General features: G+C 71.0%; 18 protein-coding genes. 7 read left to right on the top strand and 11 right to left on the bottom strand.

From position 1 onward, the window contains the following. Positions 1 to 2: 2 nt before the first annotated feature. Together LPA41_RS09765 and LPA41_RS09760 are read right to left on the bottom strand one after the other, a co-directional pair. Entirely contained in the window at positions 3 to 1,172 is a 1,170-nt protein-coding gene (locus tag LPA41_RS09765; RefSeq protein WP_229069757.1) for a DUF5925 domain-containing protein, read from the bottom strand. 44 nt (positions 1,173 to 1,216) lie between these two features. Beyond that, positions 1,217 to 1,651 carry a nitroreductase family deazaflavin-dependent oxidoreductase gene (locus tag LPA41_RS09760; protein ID WP_229069756.1) on the bottom strand — a complete coding sequence of 145 codons (435 nt, stop codon included), beginning with the start codon at positions 1,649 to 1,651 and terminating at the stop codon, positions 1,217 to 1,219. 136 nt (positions 1,652 to 1,787) lie between these two features. Here LPA41_RS09760 and LPA41_RS09755 point away from each other — a divergent pair, with 136 nt between their 5' ends. The 4 genes from LPA41_RS09755 to LPA41_RS09740 are packed head-to-tail and all read left to right on the top strand — an operon-like array spanning position 1,788 to position 5,108. After that, positions 1,788 to 3,446, top strand: a complete 1,659-nt coding sequence (locus LPA41_RS09755; protein ID WP_229069755.1) for a S8 family peptidase — start codon at positions 1,788 to 1,790, stop codon at positions 3,444 to 3,446. 44 nt (positions 3,447 to 3,490) lie between these two features. Beyond that, positions 3,491 to 4,090, top strand: coding sequence for a sulfite oxidase-like oxidoreductase (locus LPA41_RS09750; protein ID WP_229069754.1), 600 nt, complete (start codon positions 3,491 to 3,493; stop codon positions 4,088 to 4,090). An 8-nt stretch (positions 4,091 to 4,098) separates the two neighbouring features. After that, positions 4,099 to 4,851, top strand: coding sequence for a ferredoxin reductase (locus tag LPA41_RS09745; RefSeq protein ID WP_229069753.1), 753 nt, complete (start codon positions 4,099 to 4,101; stop codon positions 4,849 to 4,851). Next, on the top strand, positions 4,848 to 5,108 hold the full coding sequence (locus LPA41_RS09740; RefSeq protein WP_374238136.1) for a DUF6510 family protein: 261 nt from the start codon (positions 4,848 to 4,850) through the stop codon (positions 5,106 to 5,108). The genes LPA41_RS09745 and LPA41_RS09740 overlap by 4 nt, the downstream gene beginning before the upstream one ends. 212 nt (positions 5,109 to 5,320) lie before the next feature. Here the strand turns inward: LPA41_RS09740 and LPA41_RS09735 are convergent, their stop codons facing one another. The 5 genes from LPA41_RS09735 to LPA41_RS09715 are packed head-to-tail and all read right to left on the bottom strand — an operon-like array spanning position 5,321 to position 12,459. Beyond that, the gene (locus LPA41_RS09735; protein WP_229069752.1) at positions 5,321 to 7,408 is read right to left on the bottom strand and encodes an alpha-galactosidase; all 2,088 of its coding nucleotides are present in this window, start codon (positions 7,406 to 7,408) and stop codon (positions 5,321 to 5,323) included. Then, a complete protein-coding gene (locus tag LPA41_RS09730; protein ID WP_229069751.1) occupies positions 7,405 to 8,739 on the bottom strand; it encodes an ABC transporter substrate-binding protein in 1,335 nt (444 codons plus the stop codon). Before LPA41_RS09730 ends, LPA41_RS09735 begins: the two co-directional genes overlap by 4 nt. A gap of 50 nt (positions 8,740 to 8,789) precedes the next feature. After that, positions 8,790 to 9,620 (bottom strand): carbohydrate ABC transporter permease, encoded by an 831-nt coding sequence (locus LPA41_RS09725; protein ID WP_374238135.1) that lies wholly within the window; start codon positions 9,618 to 9,620, stop codon positions 8,790 to 8,792. Beyond that, positions 9,617 to 10,486, bottom strand: a complete 870-nt coding sequence (locus LPA41_RS09720) for a carbohydrate ABC transporter permease (protein WP_229069750.1) — start codon at positions 10,484 to 10,486, stop codon at positions 9,617 to 9,619. Before LPA41_RS09720 ends, LPA41_RS09725 begins: the two co-directional genes overlap by 4 nt. Further along, the gene (locus LPA41_RS09715; protein WP_229069749.1) at positions 10,483 to 12,459 is read right to left on the bottom strand and encodes a beta-galactosidase; all 1,977 of its coding nucleotides are present in this window, start codon (positions 12,457 to 12,459) and stop codon (positions 10,483 to 10,485) included. Before LPA41_RS09715 ends, LPA41_RS09720 begins: the two co-directional genes overlap by 4 nt. Positions 12,460 to 12,592: 133 nt before the next feature. Here LPA41_RS09715 and LPA41_RS09710 point away from each other — a divergent pair, with 133 nt between their 5' ends. Beyond that, on the top strand, positions 12,593 to 13,606 hold the full coding sequence (locus LPA41_RS09710; RefSeq protein ID WP_229069748.1) for a LacI family DNA-binding transcriptional regulator: 1,014 nt from the start codon (positions 12,593 to 12,595) through the stop codon (positions 13,604 to 13,606). Between the two features lie 82 nt (positions 13,607 to 13,688). On the opposite strand, the gene LPA41_RS09705 is transcribed toward LPA41_RS09710, so the two are convergent. Next, entirely contained in the window at positions 13,689 to 14,063 is a 375-nt protein-coding gene (locus tag LPA41_RS09705; protein WP_229069747.1) for a hypothetical protein, read from the bottom strand. Between the two features lie 241 nt (positions 14,064 to 14,304). Here LPA41_RS09705 and LPA41_RS09700 point away from each other — a divergent pair, with 241 nt between their 5' ends. After that, positions 14,305 to 15,084 carry an SGNH/GDSL hydrolase family protein gene (locus tag LPA41_RS09700; protein ID WP_229069746.1) on the top strand — a complete coding sequence of 260 codons (780 nt, stop codon included), beginning with the start codon at positions 14,305 to 14,307 and terminating at the stop codon, positions 15,082 to 15,084. Positions 15,085 to 15,499: 415 nt separating this feature from the next. Next, a complete protein-coding gene (locus LPA41_RS09695) occupies positions 15,500 to 15,874 on the top strand; it encodes a PLDc N-terminal domain-containing protein (RefSeq protein ID WP_229069745.1) in 375 nt (124 codons plus the stop codon). A 12-nt stretch (positions 15,875 to 15,886) separates the two neighbouring features. Here LPA41_RS09695 and LPA41_RS09690 read toward each other — a convergent pair whose 3' ends face one another. From LPA41_RS09690 to LPA41_RS09680, 3 genes are all read right to left on the bottom strand, one after another. Continuing rightward, the gene (locus LPA41_RS09690; RefSeq protein WP_229069744.1) at positions 15,887 to 17,854 is read right to left on the bottom strand and encodes a serine/threonine-protein kinase; all 1,968 of its coding nucleotides are present in this window, start codon (positions 17,852 to 17,854) and stop codon (positions 15,887 to 15,889) included. Positions 17,855 to 18,065: 211 nt separating this feature from the next. Then, a complete protein-coding gene (locus LPA41_RS09685; RefSeq protein ID WP_229069743.1) occupies positions 18,066 to 20,141 on the bottom strand; it encodes a response regulator in 2,076 nt (691 codons plus the stop codon). Between the two features lie 61 nt (positions 20,142 to 20,202). Beyond that, positions 20,203 to 21,141, bottom strand: coding sequence for a ribose-phosphate pyrophosphokinase (locus LPA41_RS09680; protein WP_229069742.1), 939 nt, complete (start codon positions 21,139 to 21,141; stop codon positions 20,203 to 20,205). Between the last annotated feature and the right edge of the window lie 17 nt (positions 21,142 to 21,158).

Raw genomic sequence — 21,158 nt, 5'->3', positions numbered from 1 at the left:
AGCTAGAGATACATGCCGGTCCGGGAACTCTGCTGGGGGACGGTGACCGGCTGGGCGCCGGTCTTCAGGGCGTAGAGCTCGGCGAGCGTGGCGCCGTCCGGGGAGACTCCGGTGGACGAGCCGAGCCAGGCGACGGCCTCGGGGTACGGGAGACGACCCACCTCGATGCTCGCCAGGCACCGGCCGGGCCGCACCACGGCCGGGTGCAGCGTCGCCAGGTCCTCGTTCGTGGTGATCCCGATGAGCGCGTTGCGCCCCTGACCGAGCAGCCCGTCGGTCAGGTTGAGCAGCCGGGACAGCGCCTGCCCGGAACTCGCCTTGGCGTCACCGCTGATCAGCTCGTCGCAGTCCTCGAGCATGAGCAGCCGCCACTTCGGCTCGTCCTCCTCACCGCTGCCGAGGGCCACGTTCATCAGGTAGGCGGGGTCGCCGAACAGCCGTTCCGGGTCGAGCACACAGTCCACCTGGCACCAGTCACGCCACTGCTGCGCCAGCGCCCGCAATGCGGTCGTCTTGCCGGTGCCGGGTTCACCGTGCAGCAGCAGGAGCCGGCCGGCGATGGACTTGCCGTCCACCGCCATGAGCCGTTCCAGGGTCTGCGCGACCGGCTCCGAGTAGTTGCGCCGGATGTCCGCCCACGGTGCCGCGTCGATCTCCCGCTCGGTGCGGCGGGGGCCGTGCGGCCCGTAGTGCCAGAACCCGATCGGAACCGTCCCCGCGGCCGGCGCCGGTTCCTCGACGGCGTCCGCGACCGCCGACTCCATCAGCTTCTCGGCCAGTTCGGCGCTCGTCGCGGTGACCGTGACCCGGGCCCGGCGCACCGACCTCCAGCGCATCACGTGTAGCGTCCAGCCGTCGCCGACGCTCACCCGCCCGTACCCGTCCTCCTCGACCGCCTCGCGGACCACTGTGGCGTCCGGCACGGTGAGCGGCGCGTCGGGGCGGACGTTGTCCAGGTGGGTGGTCCGGCCGTAGGGCTCCCGCCCGGTGACGAAGCCGTCGAGCGCGATCAGGTCGACGACGTCCACCAGGCGGTCGCCGTCGTCGACGGTGCCGGCCACGGGCAGAGACCCGGCAGAACCGGCCACGGGCAGGGGCCCGCCAGAGCCGGCCACAGGCAGGGGCCCGAGGGTGCCGGCGGACCGGTCGGTGGGCTGATGAGGCGTACGCATCACCCCATGATCCGCGCCGGGCCGCCGCTCGGCATCCATGTTTTTCAGCGCTTGGTCAGCAGGAAGACCGGGATGAGACGGTCGGTCTTCTTCTGGTACTCGGCGTAGTTCGGGAACGCGGCCACCGACCGCTCCCACCAGACCTCGCGCTCCTCGCCGGCGAGTTCGCGTGCCGTGTAGTCCTGCTTGACGTCGCCGTCCTGGAGCTCGACGTGCGGGTTCTTGCGCAGGTTGTAGACCCAGACCGGGTTCTTCGGCGCACCGCCCAGCGAACCCACGGCCACGTACTCGCCCTCGTGCTCGACCCGCATCAGCGGTGTCTTGCGCAGCGCGCCGGTCTTCGCGCCGATGCTCGTCACCACCACGATCGGCTTCCCCAGCATGTCGGCGGCCTCCGTGCCGCCGGTCGCCTCGTACTTCTCGGCCTGCTTGCGCGCCCAGTCGGAAGGACTCGGCAGATACTCACCCGTCAATGGCATGGGCCGAGTGTAGATCGGTCCTCGCCGGCCGCACCCGAACCGCACCCGCGCGCTGCCCGCAACGCTCCGCGCCGCACCGACCGTGGTGGGGTGCCGGCCGAATGGTCGGACCGACGATACGGAGGACGGTTTGCTCGTGCGACGTCAGTTCCTGACCGGCACCCTCGTGGTCTCCCTGGCCGCCGGCCTCGGTTCTGTCGCCCTGCCCGGGGTCTCCTACGCGGGCGTCCCGGGCACCGTCTCGGCGGAGCGGCCGGCCCGGGTGGTCGGCACCGCCGTGGGCGCCGGCGGCCGCCCGGTCGTGACGGTCCGCGAGGCCACCGACCGGGCCGAGGCGGCCGAACTGCTGGCCGAGCTGCCGGACGCGCAGCTCGACGTCCCGGTCAGCGTGGCCGCCGCACCGACCGGCTCGGACCCGTACCGCAGCCGGCAGTGGGGCCTCCCCAAGATCAAGGCGACGACGGCCTGGGCGAAGTCCACCGGGGCCGGCGTGACCGTCGCGGTCGTCGACACCGGCGTGGACGGCAACCACCCGGACCTGGCCGGCAAGGTACTCACCGGCTACGACGCGATCCGCGACGTGGCCGGCGGCAACAGCGACGCCAACGGCCACGGCACCCACGTCGCCGGGATCATCGGCGCGGTCACCGGCAACGGCGTCGGCGTCTCCGGCGTCGCACCGGGCACCCGGATCCTGCCGGTGCGGGTCTTCGGCGCCGACGGCAGCGGCTACATGTCGGACGTCGCCCAAGGCATCCTCTGGGCCGCCGACCACGGCGCCCAGGTGATCAACATGTCGCTGGGCTCGGACGGGAAGCTCGAAGCGCTCTCCGACGCGGTCGCCTACGCCCGCGGCAAGGGCATCACCGTGGTCGCGGCCGCCGGCAACGACCGGCAGAAGGGCAGCCCGACCAGCTACCCCGCCGCCGACGCCGGGGTGATCGGGGTCGCCGCCACCGACGCCGCCGACCGGTACGGGTCCTACTCCAACGCGGGCAGCTACGTCGACGTGGCCGCGCCCGGCAGTGACATCGTCAGCACCTACCCGACGAGGCTGACCGGCGGCGACTACGTCGCGATGAGCGGCACCTCGATGGCGACGCCGCACGTCGCCGCGGTTGTCGCGCTGCTCAAGGCGTACCGGCCGGCGCTCACCCCGGACCAGATCGAGACGGCCCTGGAGACGTCGGCCGTGGACCTGGGTCGCGCCGGGTTCGACAACGACTACGGCAACGGGCGCATCGACGCGGCCGCCGCCCTCGCCGTCACCGGGCAGTCCGTGACGACCGGTATCACCGCGCGGACCGTCACCTACGGCACCCGGACCAGCACCACCTTCAAGGCCACCTCGGGCGGCGGCCGGCCCCTGGTGAACGCCGCCGTCTCCGCGTGCGTGTCGACCGCCGGCGGCGCCTGGAACTGCACCCCCGTCAAGACGAACTCGGCCGGCGGCTACACCGTCACCCGGGTCGCCACCGGGTCGTACAAGGCGCGGCTGTTCGTACCCTCGACCGGGGAGTTCGCCGCCGCGTCGGCGACCACCACCTGGACGGTGAAGGCCAAGGTCACCGCGGTACGCAGCCGGAAAGGCGTGCTCACCGTGAAGGTGACGGGCGCGTCCGGGCAGACCATGTCGGTGCAGCGGTACGCCGCCAAGAAGTGGACGACGGTCAAGACGTTCAAGACCACCGCGACCCGTACCGTGACCGGGCTGGCCGGGGGCGGCACCTACCGCGTCGTCGTGGCCGGCACCAAAGCCGTCGCGGGCGTGACAAGCGGCACCGTGAAGGCCTGAGCGGCGGCGGCCCCACCGGGACGTGAATACGGTTTACTTCAGCCATGGGCATCATCTCCCGCGGCTTCGGCGGGCGGCGGCGTGAGCCGCAGCCCGGCCTGCCGCCCGGTCAGTACCTGACGCACGACTTCCCGGTGCTCTCCGCCGGTCCGACACCGCGGATTCCGCTGGACAAGTGGAACTTCTCGATCGTGACCGAGACCGGCGAGAAACACTCCTGGAACTGGGCGGAGTTCACCGCCCTGCCGGCCGAGGAGTTCACCGTCGACATCCACTGCGTCACCAAGTGGTCGAAGTTCGGCACCACCTGGAAAGGCGTCGCGCTCGACACGCTGTTCGAGGACGTCGAGTCGGCCGCCGACTACACGATGGCGCACAGCTACGGCGGCTACACCACGAACGTGCCGCTCGACGACCTGCTCGACGGCAAGGCCTGGGTGGTGTACGAGTTCGACGGCGAGCCGCTACACCCGGAACACGGCGGACCGGCCCGGCTGATCGTCCCGCACCTCTACTTCTGGAAGTCCGCGAAGTGGGTGAACGGGCTCCAGATGCTGAACGACGACGAGCCCGGCTTCTGGGAGACCGGCGGCTACCACATGTACGGCGACCCGTGGCGCGAGCAGCGCTACCAGGGCGACTGACGCACAGCATGAAGAACCGGATCAGCTGGCGGGTCGCGACCGTCACCGCGGCCCGCTGGGAGACCAGCTCGGCGCGCACCCTCGTGCTGGACGTGCCGGACTGGCCGGGTCACCTGCCCGGACAGCACATCGACGTCCGGCTCACCGCCGAGGACGGGTACTCCGCGCAGCGCAGCTACTCGATCGCCTCGGCCTGGTCAGCGGAGGCCGGGTCACCGGACGCCGGCACGGTCGAACTCACCGTCCAGCGCCTCGACGACGGCGAGGTCTCGCCCTACCTGACCGACGTGGTCGAACCGGGCGACCGGATCGAGCTGCGGGGCCCGGTCGGCGGCTGGTTCGTCTGGCGGGAGAAACAGACCGCGCCGGTTCTGCTGATCGCCGGCGGCTCCGGCGTCGTACCGCTGATGTCGATGATCCGCGCCCGCGGCCTGGCACGCGGCCGCCAGCCGTTCCGGCTGATCTACTCGGTGCGCACGCCGGAGGACGCCGCCTACGCCGACGAGCTCCGCCGGCGGGTCCGCGAGGACCCCGGCCTCGACGTGCACTTCGTTTACACCCGCAAGACCCCCGACGGCTGGCCCGCCCCGCCGAAACGGATCGACGTGGCGACGATCAACTCGCACGGCTGGCCGCCGGACTTCCAGCCGGACTGCTACGTCTGCGGCCCGACCGCGTTCGTCGAGACGGCCGCCGACATCCTGGTCGCCCTCGGCCACGACCCGAAACGCGTCCGCACCGAGCGGTTCGGGGGCGCATGATGGAGCTCGACGGGAACGCGCTCGCCGGCGACCTGCGCGAAGTCTTCGCCACCGACATGACCGGCGCGGTCTTCACCTGCGCCGGCTGCGCCCACACCGGCGTGCTCGCCACCCTGCGCGTGTGGCAGCCGGCCCCCGGCCTGGTGGGCCGCTGCCCACACTGCACCGACGTGGTGCTGCGCCTGGTCCGCACCCCCACCCGGGTCTTCCTCACCCTGACCGGCGCCACCCGCCTCGAACTCCCCCTCGAGCCCTGACCCGCCTCGGACGGCCAGCCCGCTCTCGAGAAGTTGATCTGCTAGCGCTACGAAATCGCTGTGATCAAGGGGTCCAGACCGCGATTTCGCATCGCTAGCAGTGCCTAGCCGACGGCTACCGGCCCGTCGAGGAGAACGACGAGCCGGCGCCGTAACGGCCGGTCCGCAGTCCGCACTGCCGACCGGCCGGGAGACGGCGGACCGGCGGCGGGTCAGGGGGTCTCGGTCACCTCGAGCAGCAGGGCCTGTTCGGGGGCGAGCAGCGGCACCGGCAGACCTGCCTCGGCGAGGACCCGCCCGGGGAGGGTTGCCTCGCCGGTGCGCAGCCAGGCCGGCGGGGCGTCCTGGACCGTGCGGGGTGGGGTGCCGATCGGGCGGACCGTGTAGCGGCGGTCCGGGTCGAGGCCGGGGAAGCGGGCCGGTGGAGGCAGGGCGGAACGCGGCGAGCCGAGGCTGACCAGGGCGAAGAGCGCTGCCGTACGGTCCTGGGCCACCACGCCGTGCAACCGTAGCGCTGGGTCGGGGCTGTCGGCGCGGACCACCGTGCCGGAGTGCAGCAGCGGGCGCAGCCGTTTGTACTCGGCGATCCAGGCGGCGATCTCGGCGCGTTCGGCGGGGGTGGCCGTGGTCAGGTTCCACTCTATGCCGGCGCTGCCGAACAGGGCGGTGGCCAGCCGGAAGCCGAGCGCCGAGTGCCGGCCGGTGACGTGGGCGGTCGCGTCGCCGAGGTGACCGCCCAGGTATTCCGGCGGGATCAGGACGCTCGTCCAGCGCTGAATGCTCTGCCGGTCCAGCGGGTCGTTGGTGTCCGACGTCCAGAACCGGTCGACGAGGTCGAGGATGCCCAGGTCGATCCGGGCGCCGCCGGACGCGCAGCTCTCGATCTCCACGTCCGGGAAGGCCGCCTTCAGTTCGGCGAGCAGCCGGTAGAGGGCGGTGGTCTGCCGGTGCGCGGATCCGGGGGTCAGCAGGTCCCGGTTGTGGTCCCACTTGAGGAACGCGATCGGGTATTCGGTGAGCAGCGCGACGAGGCGGTCGCGCAGGCAGGCGTACGCCTCCGGGTTGCCCAGGTCGAGGACCCGCTGCCAGCGCCAGGTGTGGCCGGTGCCGCCGCCGAGGACCCAGGACGGGTGCTCGCGCGCCAGCTGGGAGTCCGGGCTGATCATCTCGGGTTCGACCCAGAGGCCGAACTCCATGCCCGCGGCGTGCACCCGGGAGATCAGCGGGTGCAGGCCGTCCGGCCACACCGACGGGTCGACCTGCCAGTCGCCGAGGGCGCGCCGGTCGTCGCGGCGGCCGGTGAACCAGCCGTCGTCGAGGACGAACCGTTCGACACCGGCCTCGGCCGCGGCGTCGGCCAGGTCGGTAAGCACCGCGAGGTCGTGGTCGAAGTAGACCGCCTCCCAGGTGTTCAGCACGACCGGGCGCGGGTGGCGCAGCGTGGCGCGGGCCCGGATCCACGGGTGCAACCGGTCGGAAAGGCCGTCGATGCCGGTCGCCGAGTGGACCGCGACGAGCCACGGCGTCTCGTAGGTCTCGCCGGGCGCCAGCCGGACCTCGCCGGGGGCGAGCAGTTCGCCGCCGCCGAGGCAGCCATGGCCGAGCGCCGAGCGTTCCGCGTGCAGCGTCTTGTCGCCGCTGAACGCCAGGTGGACCGCCCAGACCTGGCCGCTCCGGAAACCGAAGCCGGGAACGCCGGCCATCAGCAGGAACGCGTCGTCGTGCCCGGGGCGGCCGTGCCGGCTCTCCCGGCTCCAGACGCCGTGGCGCAACGGTGTCCGCTGGGGCTGCCGTTCGTGCGCCCAGAGGCCGGTGAAGTCGAGCAGTTCGGCGGCCTGTTCCGGGATGGGGAGCCGCACGTCGAGGCCGGCCAGGTCGAAGTCGCCGGCACCCCGGTTCAGCAGCCGGTGCCGGACGCGCAGCACACCTTCCGCGGACAACTCGAGGACGGTGGTCAGTTCCAGGGAGCCGTCGGCGCTCTCCCCCCGTACCGTCGCGGCCTGCTCTTGAACCTGAACATCGAGGAGGCGCAGCGCCGGCGCCGGAACGCCCTGCCGGTGGCCCGCCAGAGCCGGGCGCCCGGTCCAGCCTTCCGCGAGGGAGGGCCAGAGCGACAACCGCAGGGGTACGTCGATCGAGCTCGGTGGCACCGCCGGAACTGCCGCGTCGGCGAGGGCGGCGAGCACGTTCGCGTCGAGGTCACCGAGGTCGGAACCCCAGTGGACGACGGTGGGCGCGGACGCGCCGCGGGCGTCGAGCACAAGGCTGACTCCCGCGGCGCGCAGGTGGAGCACGGTCACTCGGCGACCGGGATGGACTGGGACTTCAGGTTCTGGATGGTGGCGTCCTGCGCCTTCTTCAGCGCGTCGGGCAGCGTGGTGCTGCCGGAGACGGCGCCCTTGAAGCCGTCCGAGGCGGTGGCGTAGGTGGAGGTCATCGTCGGTCCCCAGACGAAGTCGGCAGCGACCTGGGTGGAAGCCTGCGCGAAAACATCGTAGATCGGCTGGCCGCCGTAGAACTCGACGCCCTGCTTCAGGGCCGGCAGCGACGCGCCGGCCTTGGTCGCCGGGTAGAGCTGCGCCTCGGAGTTGAGCATGGTCAGCGCCTCCTCGGAGGTGTTCAGCCAGAGCGCGAACTTCGCGGCCTCGTACGGGTGCTTGGAGCCCTTGAAGACCGCGGTGGCCGAGCCGCCCCAGTTACCGGCGACGGTGCCGCCGGCGGTCCACTGCGGCATCGGGGCGACCGCCCACTTGCCGGACGTGTCGGGCGCGCCGGACATGATGGAGTTGGCGCCCCACACCGCGGACACCCAGGTCCAAGCCTTGCTGGTGTTGTAGGCGTTGTCCCACTCGGTCGTCCACGGCGGGACCGCCGAGACCAGCTTCTTGTCGATCAGGCCCTGCCAGTAGTTGGCGACCTTCGTGGTGTTCTCGTCGGCGAAGTTCACGGTCCACTTGGCGCCGTCGTTGGCGAACCAGCGGCCGCCGGCCTGCCAGGAGAGACCCGCGAACTGGTTGATGTCGCTCTGCGAGAAGTTGGTGATGTAGCCACCGGCCGACTTCACCTTCTCGGCCGCGGCGGCGTACTCGTCCCAGGTGGTCGGCACCGGGATGTTGTTCTTCTCGAACAGGTCCTTGCGGTAGAAGAGCGCCATCGGGCCGGCGTCCTGCGGGACACCGTAGACGGAGTTCTCCTCGCCGAAGGTGACCTGGCCCCAGGTCCAGTCGACGAACTGGTCCTTGGCGGCGGTCACCTCGGAGCAGCCGGCCAGGTTCTCCAGGCCGTCCTGCACCCGGAAGCTGGGCAGCGCGTCGTACTCGATGTGACCCAGGTCGGGGGCGTTGCCGGCCTTGAGCTGGTTGAAGAAGTTCTGGTAGGTGCCGCCGTTGCCGTTGGGGCCGGTCTGCACCTTGACCTGGATGTTCGGGTTCGCGTCGTTCCAGACCTTCACCACCTTCTCGATCCCGGGGATCCAGGTGGTGTAGTTCAGCGTGACCGGGCCGGAGGACGGTGCGCAGCTCGCCGCGCCGGCGGTCGAGGCCGCGTCGTCGTCACCGCCTCCGTTCGAGCAGGCGGTCAGGGCGAGTGCCGAGGTCAGCACGATGCCCAGGGAGCGCATCGGAAAGCGCATGACTTCCTCGTTTCTGCGGATTTACGGGGTGAGAGAGGGGGTTGGTGCGACTACTTGATGGCGCCTGAGCCGAGGCCGTTGCGCCAGAAGCGCTGGAGAAGCAGGAACGCGATCACCAGCGGGACGATCGAGACGAGCGCGCCGGTCAGCACCAGCATCCGGACCTCGGGGTACTGGTTGACCTGGGTGTTCCAGGTGTAGAGGCCGAGCGTGACCGGGAAGAGGCGCTCGTTGCCGAGCATGATCAGTGGCAGCAGGAAGTTGTTCCAGACCGCGACGAAGTGGAACAGGAAGATCGTCACGAGGGCCGGGAACATCAGCCTGCTGGAGACCGTGAAGAAGGTGCGCACCTCGCCGGAGCCGTCCAGGCGGGCCGCCTCCAGCAGCTCGTCCGGCACGCTCGCGGAGGCGTAGATCCGGGCCAGGTAGACGCCGAACGGGTTGACCAGGCTGGGCAGGAAGACCGACCAGAAGGTGTTCGTGGCGTTGAACTGGCTGAAGATCAGGAAGAGCGGCAGGGCGAGCGCGGTGGCCGGGACCAGCACGCCGCTGAGCACCACGTTGAAGATCGCCTCTCGGCCGGGGAAGCGGTACTTCGCCAGGGCGTACCCGCACATCGCGGCCAGCACCGTGCCGAGCAGGGCGGCGCCGCCGGTGTAGACGATGCTGTTGCCGAGCCAGCGCAGGAACACCCCGTCGCGGTACGCGAACAGCTCCCGCAGGTTGTCCATCAGTGCGAAGTCGGCGAACCACAGCGGGTCGGTGCTGCTGAACTCGCTCCGGGACTTCGAGGCGGCGACCAGCAGCCACCAGATCGGCACCAGGAAGTAGAGCGTGCAGGCCCCCATGATCACCATCGGGGCGATGCGGTTGAGCTTCACTTGTCGCCTCCGCGCTGGGTCACCTTGAGGAAGGCGAAGGACAGCAGGCAGGTGGCCAGCGCCAGCACCACCGAGAACGCCGCCGCCAGGTTGAAGTTCGGGATGGACGAGGTGGAGTAGACCGTCAGGTTCGGCGTGTAGGTGCTCGTCACGGCCGAGCTGAAGGTCCGGAACACCTGCGGCTCGGCGAGCAGCTGGAGGGTGCCGATGATCGAGAAGACGGTGGTCAGCACGATCGCCGGCATCACCAGCGGGATCTTGATGGACCAGGCGGTACGGATCGCCCCGGCACCGTCGAGCCGCGCCGCCTCGTACACCTCCTGCGGGATCGCCAGCAGCGAGGAGTAGATGATCAGCATGTTGTAGCCGACGAAGACCCAGGTCACGACGTTCGCCATGGCCCAGAGCACGAGGTCCGCGGAGAGCAGGTCCCACTTGCTGGTGAGCGTGGTGAACGGCGACAGGTTCGGCGAGTACAGGAAGCCCCACATGATCGCGGCGACGACGCCGGGGACCGCGTACGGCACGAAGAAGGCGAGCCGGAAGAACCGGCGCCCTTTGACCAGGCCCGAGTCGAGCAGCAGCGCCAGGAGCAGGGCCAGGCCGAGCATCACCGGCACCTGGACCACGCCGAACAGCAGGACCCGGCCGATCGACTCCCAGAACGGGCCGTCGGCGAAGACCCGCTGGTACTGGACCAGGCCGCCGAAGACCTCGCGGGCCGGACCGAACGTGCCGGTGCGTTCCACGGTGTAGAGGGACTGCTTGATCGCGTACCCGATCGGCGCCAGATAGAAGGCCGCGAAGAGCAGCCCGAACGGCAGGATGAAGAAGAGCAGTGCGGCGACCGGCCTCTTCCTTGTCATTCCCTCTCCTCCTTGATCACCGCGACGCCGCCGGCGTCGACCCGGGTGATCGGCGCACCGGTGACCAGGTCGTGGCCGGACATCTCCACCGGCTGGGTCCCGTGGTTGACGACGAACAGGTAGGAACGGCCGTCGCCGCTGCGGCGGACCACCTCGACGTCACCGCCGGACTCGGGTCCGGCCGCGGTGGCGCCGGCCGCGGTGACCGCGTCCCGGGTCAGCTCGCGCAGGCCACGCGGGTCCAGGCTGGTCGCGGCGTACCAGGCCAGGCCGTCGCGGTAGGTGTTGCGGGTGACCGCCGGTACGCCCGGCAGCGGGCCGTCCGTGTAGGTCGCGACCGCCTGCGCCGTGGTGGTCCGCAGCCGCTCGGTCCAGACCGTCCCGGTCGCGCCGTTGCTCAGGCCGACCTGGTGACCCGGCAGCAGCGGGGCGAACTCCTCGGCCAGCACGCCGAGCACGTCCCGGAACGCACCGGGGTAGCCGCCCAGGCGGATCCGGTCGCGCTCGTCGACGATCCCGCTGAAGAACGTGACAAGCAGGTGGCCGCCGTTCTCCACGTACTCGGTGATCCGCTGTGCCGCCGTGTCACTGACCATGTAGAGGCAGGGCACCACGACCAGCTTGTAACCGCTCAGGTCGGCATCCGGCGAGACCACGTCGGTGGTGACGCCGAGCTCGCGCAGCGCCCGGTGCGCGGCGTGCACCTGGTCCAGGTAGGTGACCGCCTGCGACGGCCGGGCCTCGCCCTCCGACGACCACCAGGACTCCCAGCTGAAGACGAGCGCGACATCGGACTCGACAGTGGTGCCGGCGACCTCGGCGATCCGGTCCAGCGTCTCGGAGAGCCGCAGCACCTCCCGCCACGCGACGGTGTCGGTGCCGGCGTGCGGCAGCATCGCCGAGTGGAACTTCTCGGCGCCCTGCGCGGAGGCCCGCCACTGGAAGAAGCAGAGCGAGTCGGCGCCGCGGGCCACGTGGGTCAGCGAGTTGCGCAGCATCTCGCCGGGCGCCTTGGTGAGGTTGTGCGGCTGCCAGTTCACCGCGCCGGCGGCCTGCTCCATCAGCATCCAAGGCGCGCCGCCGGCCAGTCCCCGGGTGAGGTCGGCCGCGAAGGAGAGTTCCGCGACCGGGTCGCCGAGGCGGTGATCCAGGTAGTGGTCGTTCGCGACGACGTCCATCTCCGGCGCCCAGGACCAGTAGTCCAGGTTGCGGATGTGCGCGGTGACCATGAAGTTCGTGGTCACCGGGACGGCCGAGTGCTGGCGCAGGATCGCGGCCTCGTCCCGGTAGTAGCCGAGCAGCTCGTCCGAGCTGAACCGGTGGAAGTCGATGATCTGGGCCGGGTTGCGCAGCGACAGCGCGGCCCGGGGTGTCTGGACCTCGGACCAGTCGCTGTAGCGCTGGCTCCAGAACGACGTCCCCCACGCCTCGTTCAGCGTCTCGATCTTGCGGTACCGGTCGCGCAGCCACTCCCGGAACGCGACGGCGCTCGCCTCGCAGTAGCAGAGCGCGTTGTGGCAGCCCAGCTCGTTGGAGACGTGCCAGAGCGCGACGGCCGGGTGGGCGCCGTACCGCTGCGCGACCTGCTCGACCAGGGCGTACGCCTTCTCCCGGAAGACCGGCGAGCTGGGGCACCAGGCCTGGCGGCCGCCCGGGAACCGGATCGTGCCGTCGGCGGCCATCGGAAGGATCTCCGGGTGCAGGCTGCTGAGCCACGGCGGCGGCGACGAGGTGCCGGTGCCGAGGTTGACCTTGATCCCGTTCTCGTGCAGCAGGCCGATGACCTCGTCGAGATCGTCGAAGTGGTACCGGCCGGGGCTCGGCTCCACGTTCGACCAGCCGAAGATGTTGACGGCCACCAGGTCGATGCCGGCGCTGCGCATCAGCGCGACATCCTCGCGCCACACGTCGGGCGACCACTGTTCCGGGTTGTAGTCACAGCCGAGGCTGATCCCGGTCTTCCGCTTGAACATAAAACTCCTGGTCACAGGTCTGTGCACGTGCACACATTTCCGACAACCTAAGTGGTCGTTACGGATGTGTGAACGTGCACACAGTAGGACCGGCCTGGCACCCGGTCAATAGCCGCGGCGCTACATTGATCGCATGTCCCGGCCTCGCAAGCGCGCCACGGTCCACGACATCGCCGCCGCCGCCGGGGTTTCGCGTGGCACGGTGAGCCGCGTGCTGAACGGCGGGTACGTCTCCACCGAGGCCCGCGCGGCGATCGAGGCCGCCATCCTCGAGGTCGGCTACGTGCCGAACAACGCCGCTCGTACGCTGAAGATGCGCCGCTCGCAAGCGGTCGCCTTCGTCGCCCTGGAACCGCATTCGCTCTTCCTCGACGACCCCAACATCGGCTCGATCATGCTCGGCGCGAACGCCGCGCTGTCCCTTGCCGACCACCAGATGGTCAGCCTGGTGGTGGAGTCCGCGCGCGACACCGAGCGGGTCGCCCGGTACCTCAGCGGAGGCTTCGTCGACGGCGCCATCGTGGTGTCGGCCCGCACCCGGGACCCGATCATCAAGGTAATCTCCGACCTGGCCCTTCCGGCGGCGTTTGTCGGGCATCCACCCGAGTTGAGCGAAAGCATCCCGTTCGTCGGCATAGACAACGTCGACTCGGCCCGGACCATCACCGCCCGCCTCGCCGCGAGCGGCAGGCGGCGGATCGGCATGATCGCGGCCGCGCTCGACCGGGACTCCGGCATAGACCGCCTCACCGGCTTCCGGACCGCCTTGGGTACGGCGTACGACTCCGCCCTGGTCGCCGACGTGCCGCACTACGACTACGGGTCAGGCGTCAAGGGCATGCGGCTGCTGCTCGAGCGGGAACCGGAACTCGACGGCGTCTTCGCGGCCTCCGACGCCATCGCGGCCGGCGCGCTCGAGGTGCTCCGCGAGGCCGGCCGCAGCGTGCCCGGCGACGTGGGCGTGGTCGGTTTCGACGACAGCACGTGGGCGGTGCGCTGCCAGCCGCAACTGTCGACCGTGCACCAGCCGGCGAAGGAGCTGGGCTCGTTCGCGGCACAGCTGGTGCTGCGGCAGTTGCAGGGCGAGCAGGTCCAGACCGGCGGCCAGCTGCTGCCCACCCCGATCGTCTGGCGCGACTCGGCCTGAGCCGAGCCCGGCGCCCCGATCAGGCGCGGAAGCTCTCCGATCAGGCGCGGAAGCTCTTCGCTCAGCCGCGGAAGTTCTTCGCTCAGCCGCGGAAGCTCGAGCGGAGGCGGTCGGCGAGGCTGGGCGGCGGCGGAGGTGGCACGGGACGACGCACGGCGGGGGCCTCGGACCGGCCGATCGGCCGGTCGTAGTCGGCCGCCGCGATCGCGTCGATCGCCTGCTCCTCGGTGAACTGGTCGGAGCCGGGAATCGTCTCGACGAACCCGACGAGCACACCGTTGCGCATCACCTGGGCGGCGAGCCCGGCCGCGCCGGCCTCCCACTCCGCCTCACGCCCGTCGGCGAGCACCACCCGGATGCCGTAACCCACGCCACCGGCACGGGGCAGTCGCACATGGGCGAAGACATTGCGGTCCCGCAGCGTCTGGACCATCCGGCGGGCCCGGCTCTCTTCCATGGATCGACCGTATCCCGTGGATCTGAAGACACGCTGAAGATCGGCTCGACGGCCGTTGAGAGGCGATGACGCGCGGCGTATGTAACATCACCGGTGGTCATACCCCCTGGTCACATCGGTGCATGCTACTACCGCGAAACATTAATGTCACTGGATTCCTTTTCCGAGGGCATTGACTTACTGTTCGGTAACCGAAGCGCTTCGGCCCCTGAACCCCCTTCGTGGATATCGGAGGCCTTCGATGAGAGCGGCTACCGTCCTCGCCAGTCTCGTCACCACGTCCGCACTCAGCCTCACCCTCGCCGCACCCGCCCAGGCGGCGAGCACCGACTATGTCGCCCTGGGCGACTCGTACTCGTCCGGCGTCGGCGCGCCCGGACAGTCCGGGACGTGCCTGCGCAGCAACTACAGCTACGCCGCGCAGTGGGCGAAACAGAACTCCCCCACGTCGTTCCAGTTCCTGGCCTGCGGCGGCGCCACCACCGACGACGTCCTGAACACCCAGGTGCCGGCCATGAAAAGCGGCGCCGACCTGGTCAGCATCACCATCGGTGGCAACGACGCCGGCTTCGCGCCGACCGTGCTCACCTGCCTGACCTCGAGCGACTCGGCCTGCGCGGCAAAGGTCGCGGAGGGCAAGGCGTACGTCAGCAACACGCTGCCCGGCAAACTCGACTCGACCTACCGGGCGATCCGGGCTAAGGCTCCGGACGCGCGGGTGGTCGTGCTGTCGTACCCCCTGCTCTTCGACACCACGAGGGTGCTCTGCGAGATGAGCATCGCGAAACGGCGGTCGTTGAACAGCGGGGCGCAGGCCCTCGACGACGTGATCAAAAGCCGGGCCGAGGCGGCCGGCTTCGTCTACTCCGAAGTCCGGGACGAGTTCGCCGGGCACGGCGCGTGCGCCTCCCGGCCGTGGGTGAACGGGCTCACCGTGATCCCGCCGCAGAACTCCTACCACCCGAACAGCAGCGGCTACACCAGCGGTTACCTGCCGGCCTTCGCCGGTTCCGCGAGCTGAGGACGCGTACCGGCCGGTCGCTCACGCGACCGGCCGGCCACGCGGCGGGGCGTGGCCGGCCGGCTACGCGGTGGGGCTCGCCCCGGCGCCCCTGAAGCTCGCCCCGGATCTGTCTGAGGCTCACCCCGGCTCGTCTGGAGCAACGAAACAAGCAGCCGAGATGTTGATCTGCTAGCGCTACGAAATCGCTGTGATCATGGGCCCAGAACCGCGATTTCGCACCGCCAGCAGATCAACACCCCACACAAGCCCCGCCGTAGCGGCCCACAGCCACGAACTCACCAACCAAAAAGCCACAATCGGGGCGGCACGCCCGTTTGCCCAAACCATCGGGCCACTCCCCGGAACGGGCGCAACCGGGCGGCAACCTCGGTGGTCCGTGGATCGCCGCCCGGCGTTGCCAGGATCTTTCCCCATGGCCCGCCTGAACACGCTGCTCTTCCTCGTCGTCGTCGCCCTCAGCGTCGTCGCCCTGATCGACTGCCTGGCGACGGACCGGTCCCAGCTGCGCTCGTTCCCCCGGGGCGCCTGGGTCATCCTGATCCTGCTCTGCCCCGTGGCCGGCGCGATCGCCTGGTTCCGCGGCGGCCGGGCCACCTCCGCGACCGACCCGCGCACTGCCGGCCCGCACGCCCCCGGCTCGCACACTGCCGGCCCGCACACTGCCGGCCCGCACACTGCCGGCCCGCACGCTGCCGGAGCCGCACAGGCCGGCCTGCCCGGCCCGATCGGTCCGGAGGACGACCCCGCGTTCGTGCAGCACCTGGCCGACACGCTGCGCAACCGCTGACCCCGGAGCGGTTCACCAGCTGAAAGGCCGCCCCCGGCTGGTGCTCTGGGCGATCCTGCCGTGCCGGATGTAGCGGAACGTCATCACCACCGCGTACTCCCGCCCGCGCTGCGGCTCGGCCCGCAGCGGACCGCACTCCTGGGTCATCGAGCGGCGCGTGAACGACAGGTCGGTGCAGGTGCGGGGGCCGGCGACGGTCCGGCCGGTACGGGTGTCCTGCAACGCCACCTCGATCCGGCCCCGGCCGCCGGCGGGCGCGGTGAGCGCGCCCTGGAACTGGATGTCCTCCCCCAGCTGGTGACACCGTTTGAGACCGATCGGCGTGCGCGAACGCGTGTCGAAGACGAGGTCCGGCGAGCACTGCCAGCGACCCTGCGCCCGGCCCTCGGGCTGGGGTGGCCGGGCGGCACCGCGGTTGGCGGCACCGCGGTTTCCGGCATTGCGGCTGCCGGCACTGCGGCTGCCGGTGTTGCGGTTCGTGGCGCCGCGGTCGGCGGTGTTGCGGTCGGCGGCGGGGCGGGTGGCCCGTACATTCTGGGTCCGCCGCGGCGCGGGATGCGCGACGCCCGTCGTGGCCTTGCCGGTGTGCGCGGTCCGGGTGGTCTGCGCGGGTGGCCGCGGCGCGGGCGCGGAGACGGCAGCGGAGGCACGGGTCGTCGCCACGAACGGTGGCCGGCTGGGCTCGGCGATCATCGCGGGCGGCGCGGCGGCGGGAGTGCCGGACCGGCCGAGGTGCCAGGCGGTCGTAGCGATCCCGGACGCGAGCATGGTCCCGGCCACCACGACGGCGGTGGCGCCGGGACGCGACCATCGGTAGGCGGGGGCGGCATTGCCGCGGTGCCGGCGCCGGGGAAGCGGCAGACGGGGTACGGGCCAGAGCGCCCGTCCCTCGGCGGACGCGCCCCCATCGTCCCGCGCGGAATCGGGCACGCCGCCGAGATTGTCGCCGCCGGGTGCGGAGACGGCCTCGTCGCCTGCTGACCCGCGCTCATCGCGCCCGGAGCCGCGCTCATCGCGCCCGGAACCGGGCTCATCGCGCCCGGAACCGGGCTTGCCGCCTGCGGGGGCGGGCTCGTCGTCGGCGGGTGCGTCCGGGTCGCCGCCGGCGGGGCGGCAGAGGACCGGCAGGTCGTCGCCGTCGGAGGGGACGGCCGCGCCGGCCGCGGGCCCGCCGGGCCGGGGCAGGGCCGGCGTGTCCGCCAGGTTGCGGGCCAGGAACGTCAGGTCGGTGACCAGGTCGGCCGCGCTGGGTCGCTGGCGCGGCTTGCCGGCCAGGCACATCTTGATGATCCGCCAGAGCGGGTCGGGGATGCCGGGCCGGCGTTCCGGATCGGCCTCGACGTGCAGGCGCATGAGTTCCGGGATGGAGTCGCTGCGGTACGGCGGCATCCCGGTGACCAGTTCGTAGAGCAGCACGCCGAGGGCGTACACGTCGGTGGCCGGGCTGGGGGTGGCGCCGTGGAACGCCTCGGGCGCCATGTAGTGCGGGGTGCCGACGACCGCGTTCGGCGTGGTCATGCTGGGCAGGGTGAGGATCCGGGCGATGCCGAAGTCGGTGAGCCGGGTCTCAAGGTCGCCCTCGTCGCCGCCGAGCAGGATGTTGTCCGGTTTGAGATCGCGGTGGATGATGCCGAGGTCGTGGGCTTCGGCGAGGGCGGACGCCACCTGGCCGGCGAGCCGGACCGCCTCGGCCGGCGCGAAGGTGCCGCGCCGGTGCAGGTGCTCGCGGAGGCTGCCGCCGGCGACCAGGTCCATCACCAGGCCCAGTGACTCGCCCGCGCTGAAGAGGTCACGGACCCGGACCACGTTGCGATGCCGCAGCATCAGCAGGATGGTGCGTTCCTGCACGAAGCGGGTGACCAGGCGCGGCTGCCGGAGCAGGCTGTCGTGCAGCAGCTTGATCGCCACGGGTTCGCCGGTGGCGCGGTCCTCGCCACGCCAGACGGTGCCGGTGGCGCCCTGACCGATCGGTCGGACCAAAAGGTACGAATTCCCGACACACCGCCCGGGGAGTGGCGTGTCCGAGCCGGTACTCGTGGGATCCTGGCGCTCCTTGGCCTCTCCGGGGTCCTTCGCCACTCCGGGTCCTTCCGCCGACGGCAATGCCCCGGAATACTGCTGTTTGTCCGGATCGTCTGGCAAGTCTCTGGGCGCAGATTCGCACCCAGAGGGAGGAGTGGCCGTCCCGCCGTCACTCCGATGGCGGCCCCTCGTTCTGCCGCACGGGCGAAGAACCGGGCGGGCTCTCCGCCTGCCGCACCGGCTGCGGGCCGCACAGCGAGCGGATCGCGCCGAGCAGCGTGGACCGGGTGAACGGCTTCTCCAGCAGCATGCTGTTGTCGTCCAGGTGCAGCTGCGGGCCGAGCGACGCCGCCGAGTACCCGGACATGTAGAGCACCGGCAGATCCGGCTGATGGGTGCGGAGCGCGCCGGCCAGCTCGGGGCCGGTCATCGTCGGCATCACCACGTCGGTGATCAGCAGGTCCGGCCGCGCGCCCGAGGCGACCTGGGTGACCGCCATCAGCGCGTCGGTGGCGACCGCGATCTCGTAGCCGGCCGGGGCGATCAGCCGCTGCACCAGCTGCGCCACGTCCGGCTGGTCCTCGACGATCAGGACCCGGCCGATCACCGCCTGCTTGGTGCGGCCCTCACCGGCCGACGCCGGTCGTTCCTCGGCCGCCGGCAGGTAGATGTGCACGGTGGTGCCCATCCGCGGCTTCGACTCCAGCTCGATGTGGCCGCCCAGGTTCTGCACGATGCCGGCGGTGGTGGCCAGACCCAGACCGGCAGCGGTCGGCCGGGTGGTGAAGAAGGGCTCCAGCGCACGGCGGCGTACGTCCTCGTCCATGCCGACACCGGTGTCCGTGACCACCAGGTGCACCAGCTTGCCCGCCGGCGCGTTCTCCGCCTCGAACTGCCCCGGCTCGACCACCTCGTTGGTGGCCGTCACCCGGACCATGCCGCCGTGCAGCATCGCGTCCCGGGCGTTCGCGGCCAGGTTGACCAGGGCCTGCTCCAGCGGGCCGCGTTCGGCCTTCACCGGCCAGACGTCCGGGCCGAACGTCAGGTCCAGGCCGATCCGCTCGCCGAGGGTGCGGCTGAACAGCGACTGCACGTCGGTGAGCAGGTCCGGGATCGGGATCACCTCGGGCCGGTTGCCCTCGCTGCGGCCGAACGCGAGCAGCTGGTGGGTCAGGGTGCGCCCGGTCGCCACCGCGTCCAGGATGTCCTGCGCGAGCTGATGCGGTTGCGTGCCCTCCTCGGTGCCGGTCAGGATCATGTCGGCCGAGCCGGCGACCACCGTCATCAGGTTGTTGAAGTCGTGCGACAGGCCACCGATCAGCTGGCCCAGGCTGTCCAGCCGGCGCAGATGGTCGAGCTGGCGCTTCAGGCCACGGGCGTCGATGTGGTCCGTCGTGTCGGTGATCATGCAGAGCACACCGGCGAACTCGCCGTGGTCGTCGCGGACCGGCATCATGCTGATCCGGACGCTGCGCCGCGAACCGTCGGCCCGCATCAGCCGGGTCGCGCCCACCGTGGACCGCCCGGTCTTGCACTCGGCGATCCGGCGGTCCAGTTCCTTCTGGCCGACGTTGTCGAGGAACCCGCGCAGCGAGACCCCGATCAGCTCGGCCCGCGGCATCCCGAGGACCACGCCGATCGGCTCGTTCGCATAGGTGGCGACGCCCTCCGGGTCGAGCTGGAGCACGCCCTCCGGGATCGTCTCGAGCACCCGGTGGTACCGCTCCTCGGCGGCACGCAGCCGCTCCTGGGCGCGGGCCGCGGACACCGCCAAGGAGACCTCACCGGCGATGTCCCGGGCCAGCTCCACCTCGGGCGTCGAATAGAAGGCGTCCGGCGTGTGCCGGGTCAGGAGCAGGAAACCGGCGTACGTGTTGTCGACGATCACCGGGCACAGAACCGCCGCCGTGATGCTGTGCTCCGGGTTCGCCAGCCCGGCCGCCGCCTCACCGGCCAGCACGATCGGCCGGCGGCTCGCGGCAAGGGTGGTGGAGTACTCGTCGTCCGGCGTGTCACCGGCCCGGTCCAGAGCCCGGGCCAGCACGCCGGAACGTTCGTTGTCGAGGTGGTGGTACGAGATCTCCTCGTACCGGCCGTCATCGCGGAGCAGTTGCACGCCCGCACCGTCACCGATCATGTCGGCGGCGGCGCGGGCGGCCGTGGAGCGGACCTCGGCCGGGTTGGCCCCGGCTCGGCTGAGAGCGAGGGCGAGGTCGGCGAGCGCGTACCGGAGGGGGTAAGCCATGACACCCATGTGGGTCATGATTCGCGTTAGACGACCGTCATGAGGCCGGTTCTCTCAAATCTCAGGCGAAAAGCGCACTCACCGATTCACCGTTGTGGATCCGCCGCATCGCCTCGGCGAGGGCCGGCGCCACCGACAGGATGGTCAGCTTCTCGGTGCGGTTGTGCGGCGGGATCGGCACCGTGTTCGTACAGACGATCTCCTCGATCTCCTTCTCCGCGGAGAGCCGCTGCACCGCGTCACCGGAGAAGAGCCCGTGCGTGCAGGCCACCCGCACGGTACGCACGTTGCGCTCGCGCAGCCGGGCCAGCAGCTCGAAGACCGTACTACCCTTGGCGATCTCGTCGTCCAGCACGATCACGTCCCGGTCGGCGACGTCACCGATCACCGAGCTGATCACTACCTTGTCGTCCGCGTACCGCTGCTTGGCACCGGCGGCCACCTCGATGCCGAGCATCCGGGCGAAGGCCGCGGCCTCCTTGGCGTTGCCCAGGTCCGGGGAGACCACCACCGCGTTGCTCAGGTCGTACCGCCGGAAGTGGTTCGCCAGCTCCCGCAGCGCATGCAGGTGGTCGACCGGGATGTTGAAGAAGCCGTGCACCTGCGGCGAGTGCAGGGTCATGGCGAGCACCCGGTCGGCGCCCGCGGTGGTGAGCAGGTCGGCGACGAGGCGGCCCCCTATCGAGATGCGCGGGGCGTCCTTCTTGTCGCTCCGCGCGTACGCGTAGTGCGGCAGCACCACGGTGATCCGGCCGGCGGAGGCGCCCCGGGCGGCGTCGAGCATGAAGAGCAACTCGGCGAGGTGCTCTTGGGTGGGTGGGGAGAGGGGCTGGATCAGGAAGACGTCCCGTTCCCGGCAGTTGCCCTGCAACTGCACCTCGATGCAGTCGTTGGCGAACCGGGAGATCCGGGTCGGCATGAGCGGCACGGCGAGGTGGTCGCAGATCTCGGCGGCCAGTTCAGGATGAGCGGATCCGGTGAAAACAGCGATGTCGCGCACGGGCTCACCCTAAGAGT

Origin of the sequence: Actinoplanes sp. DH11, assembly GCF_020873875.1 — a bacterium.
In the GTDB taxonomy this organism is placed as follows: domain Bacteria; phylum Actinomycetota; class Actinomycetes; order Mycobacteriales; family Micromonosporaceae; genus Actinoplanes.
Note: the sequence above shows the minus strand (reverse complement) of the source record. Positions and strands in the feature narration are given on the sequence as shown.

What these genes read in the sequence shown, in the direction of transcription:
- LPA41_RS09765 (WP_229069757.1), bottom strand. Translation starts at nt 1,172, where the DNA reads ATGCGTACGCCTCATCAGCCCACCGACCGGTCCGCCGGCACCCTCGGG.
- LPA41_RS09760 (WP_229069756.1), bottom strand. Translation starts at nt 1,651, where the DNA reads ATGCCATTGACGGGTGAGTATCTGCCGAGTCCTTCCGACTGGGCGCGC.
- LPA41_RS09750 (WP_229069754.1), top strand. Translation starts at nt 3,491, where the DNA reads ATGGGCATCATCTCCCGCGGCTTCGGCGGGCGGCGGCGTGAGCCGCAG.
- LPA41_RS09745 (WP_229069753.1), top strand. Translation starts at nt 4,099, where the DNA reads ATGAAGAACCGGATCAGCTGGCGGGTCGCGACCGTCACCGCGGCCCGC.
- LPA41_RS09740 (WP_374238136.1), top strand. Translation starts at nt 4,848, where the DNA reads ATGATGGAGCTCGACGGGAACGCGCTCGCCGGCGACCTGCGCGAAGTC.
- LPA41_RS09730 (WP_229069751.1), bottom strand. Translation starts at nt 8,739, where the DNA reads ATGCGCTTTCCGATGCGCTCCCTGGGCATCGTGCTGACCTCGGCACTC.
- LPA41_RS09720 (WP_229069750.1), bottom strand. Translation starts at nt 10,486, where the DNA reads ATGACAAGGAAGAGGCCGGTCGCCGCACTGCTCTTCTTCATCCTGCCG.
- LPA41_RS09715 (WP_229069749.1), bottom strand. Translation starts at nt 12,459, where the DNA reads ATGTTCAAGCGGAAGACCGGGATCAGCCTCGGCTGTGACTACAACCCG.
- LPA41_RS09710 (WP_229069748.1), top strand. Translation starts at nt 12,593, where the DNA reads ATGTCCCGGCCTCGCAAGCGCGCCACGGTCCACGACATCGCCGCCGCC.
- LPA41_RS09705 (WP_229069747.1), bottom strand. Translation starts at nt 14,063, where the DNA reads ATGGAAGAGAGCCGGGCCCGCCGGATGGTCCAGACGCTGCGGGACCGC.
- LPA41_RS09700 (WP_229069746.1), top strand. Translation starts at nt 14,305, where the DNA reads ATGAGAGCGGCTACCGTCCTCGCCAGTCTCGTCACCACGTCCGCACTC.
- LPA41_RS09695 (WP_229069745.1), top strand. Translation starts at nt 15,500, where the DNA reads ATGGCCCGCCTGAACACGCTGCTCTTCCTCGTCGTCGTCGCCCTCAGC.
- LPA41_RS09685 (WP_229069743.1), bottom strand. Translation starts at nt 20,141, where the DNA reads ATGGCTTACCCCCTCCGGTACGCGCTCGCCGACCTCGCCCTCGCTCTC.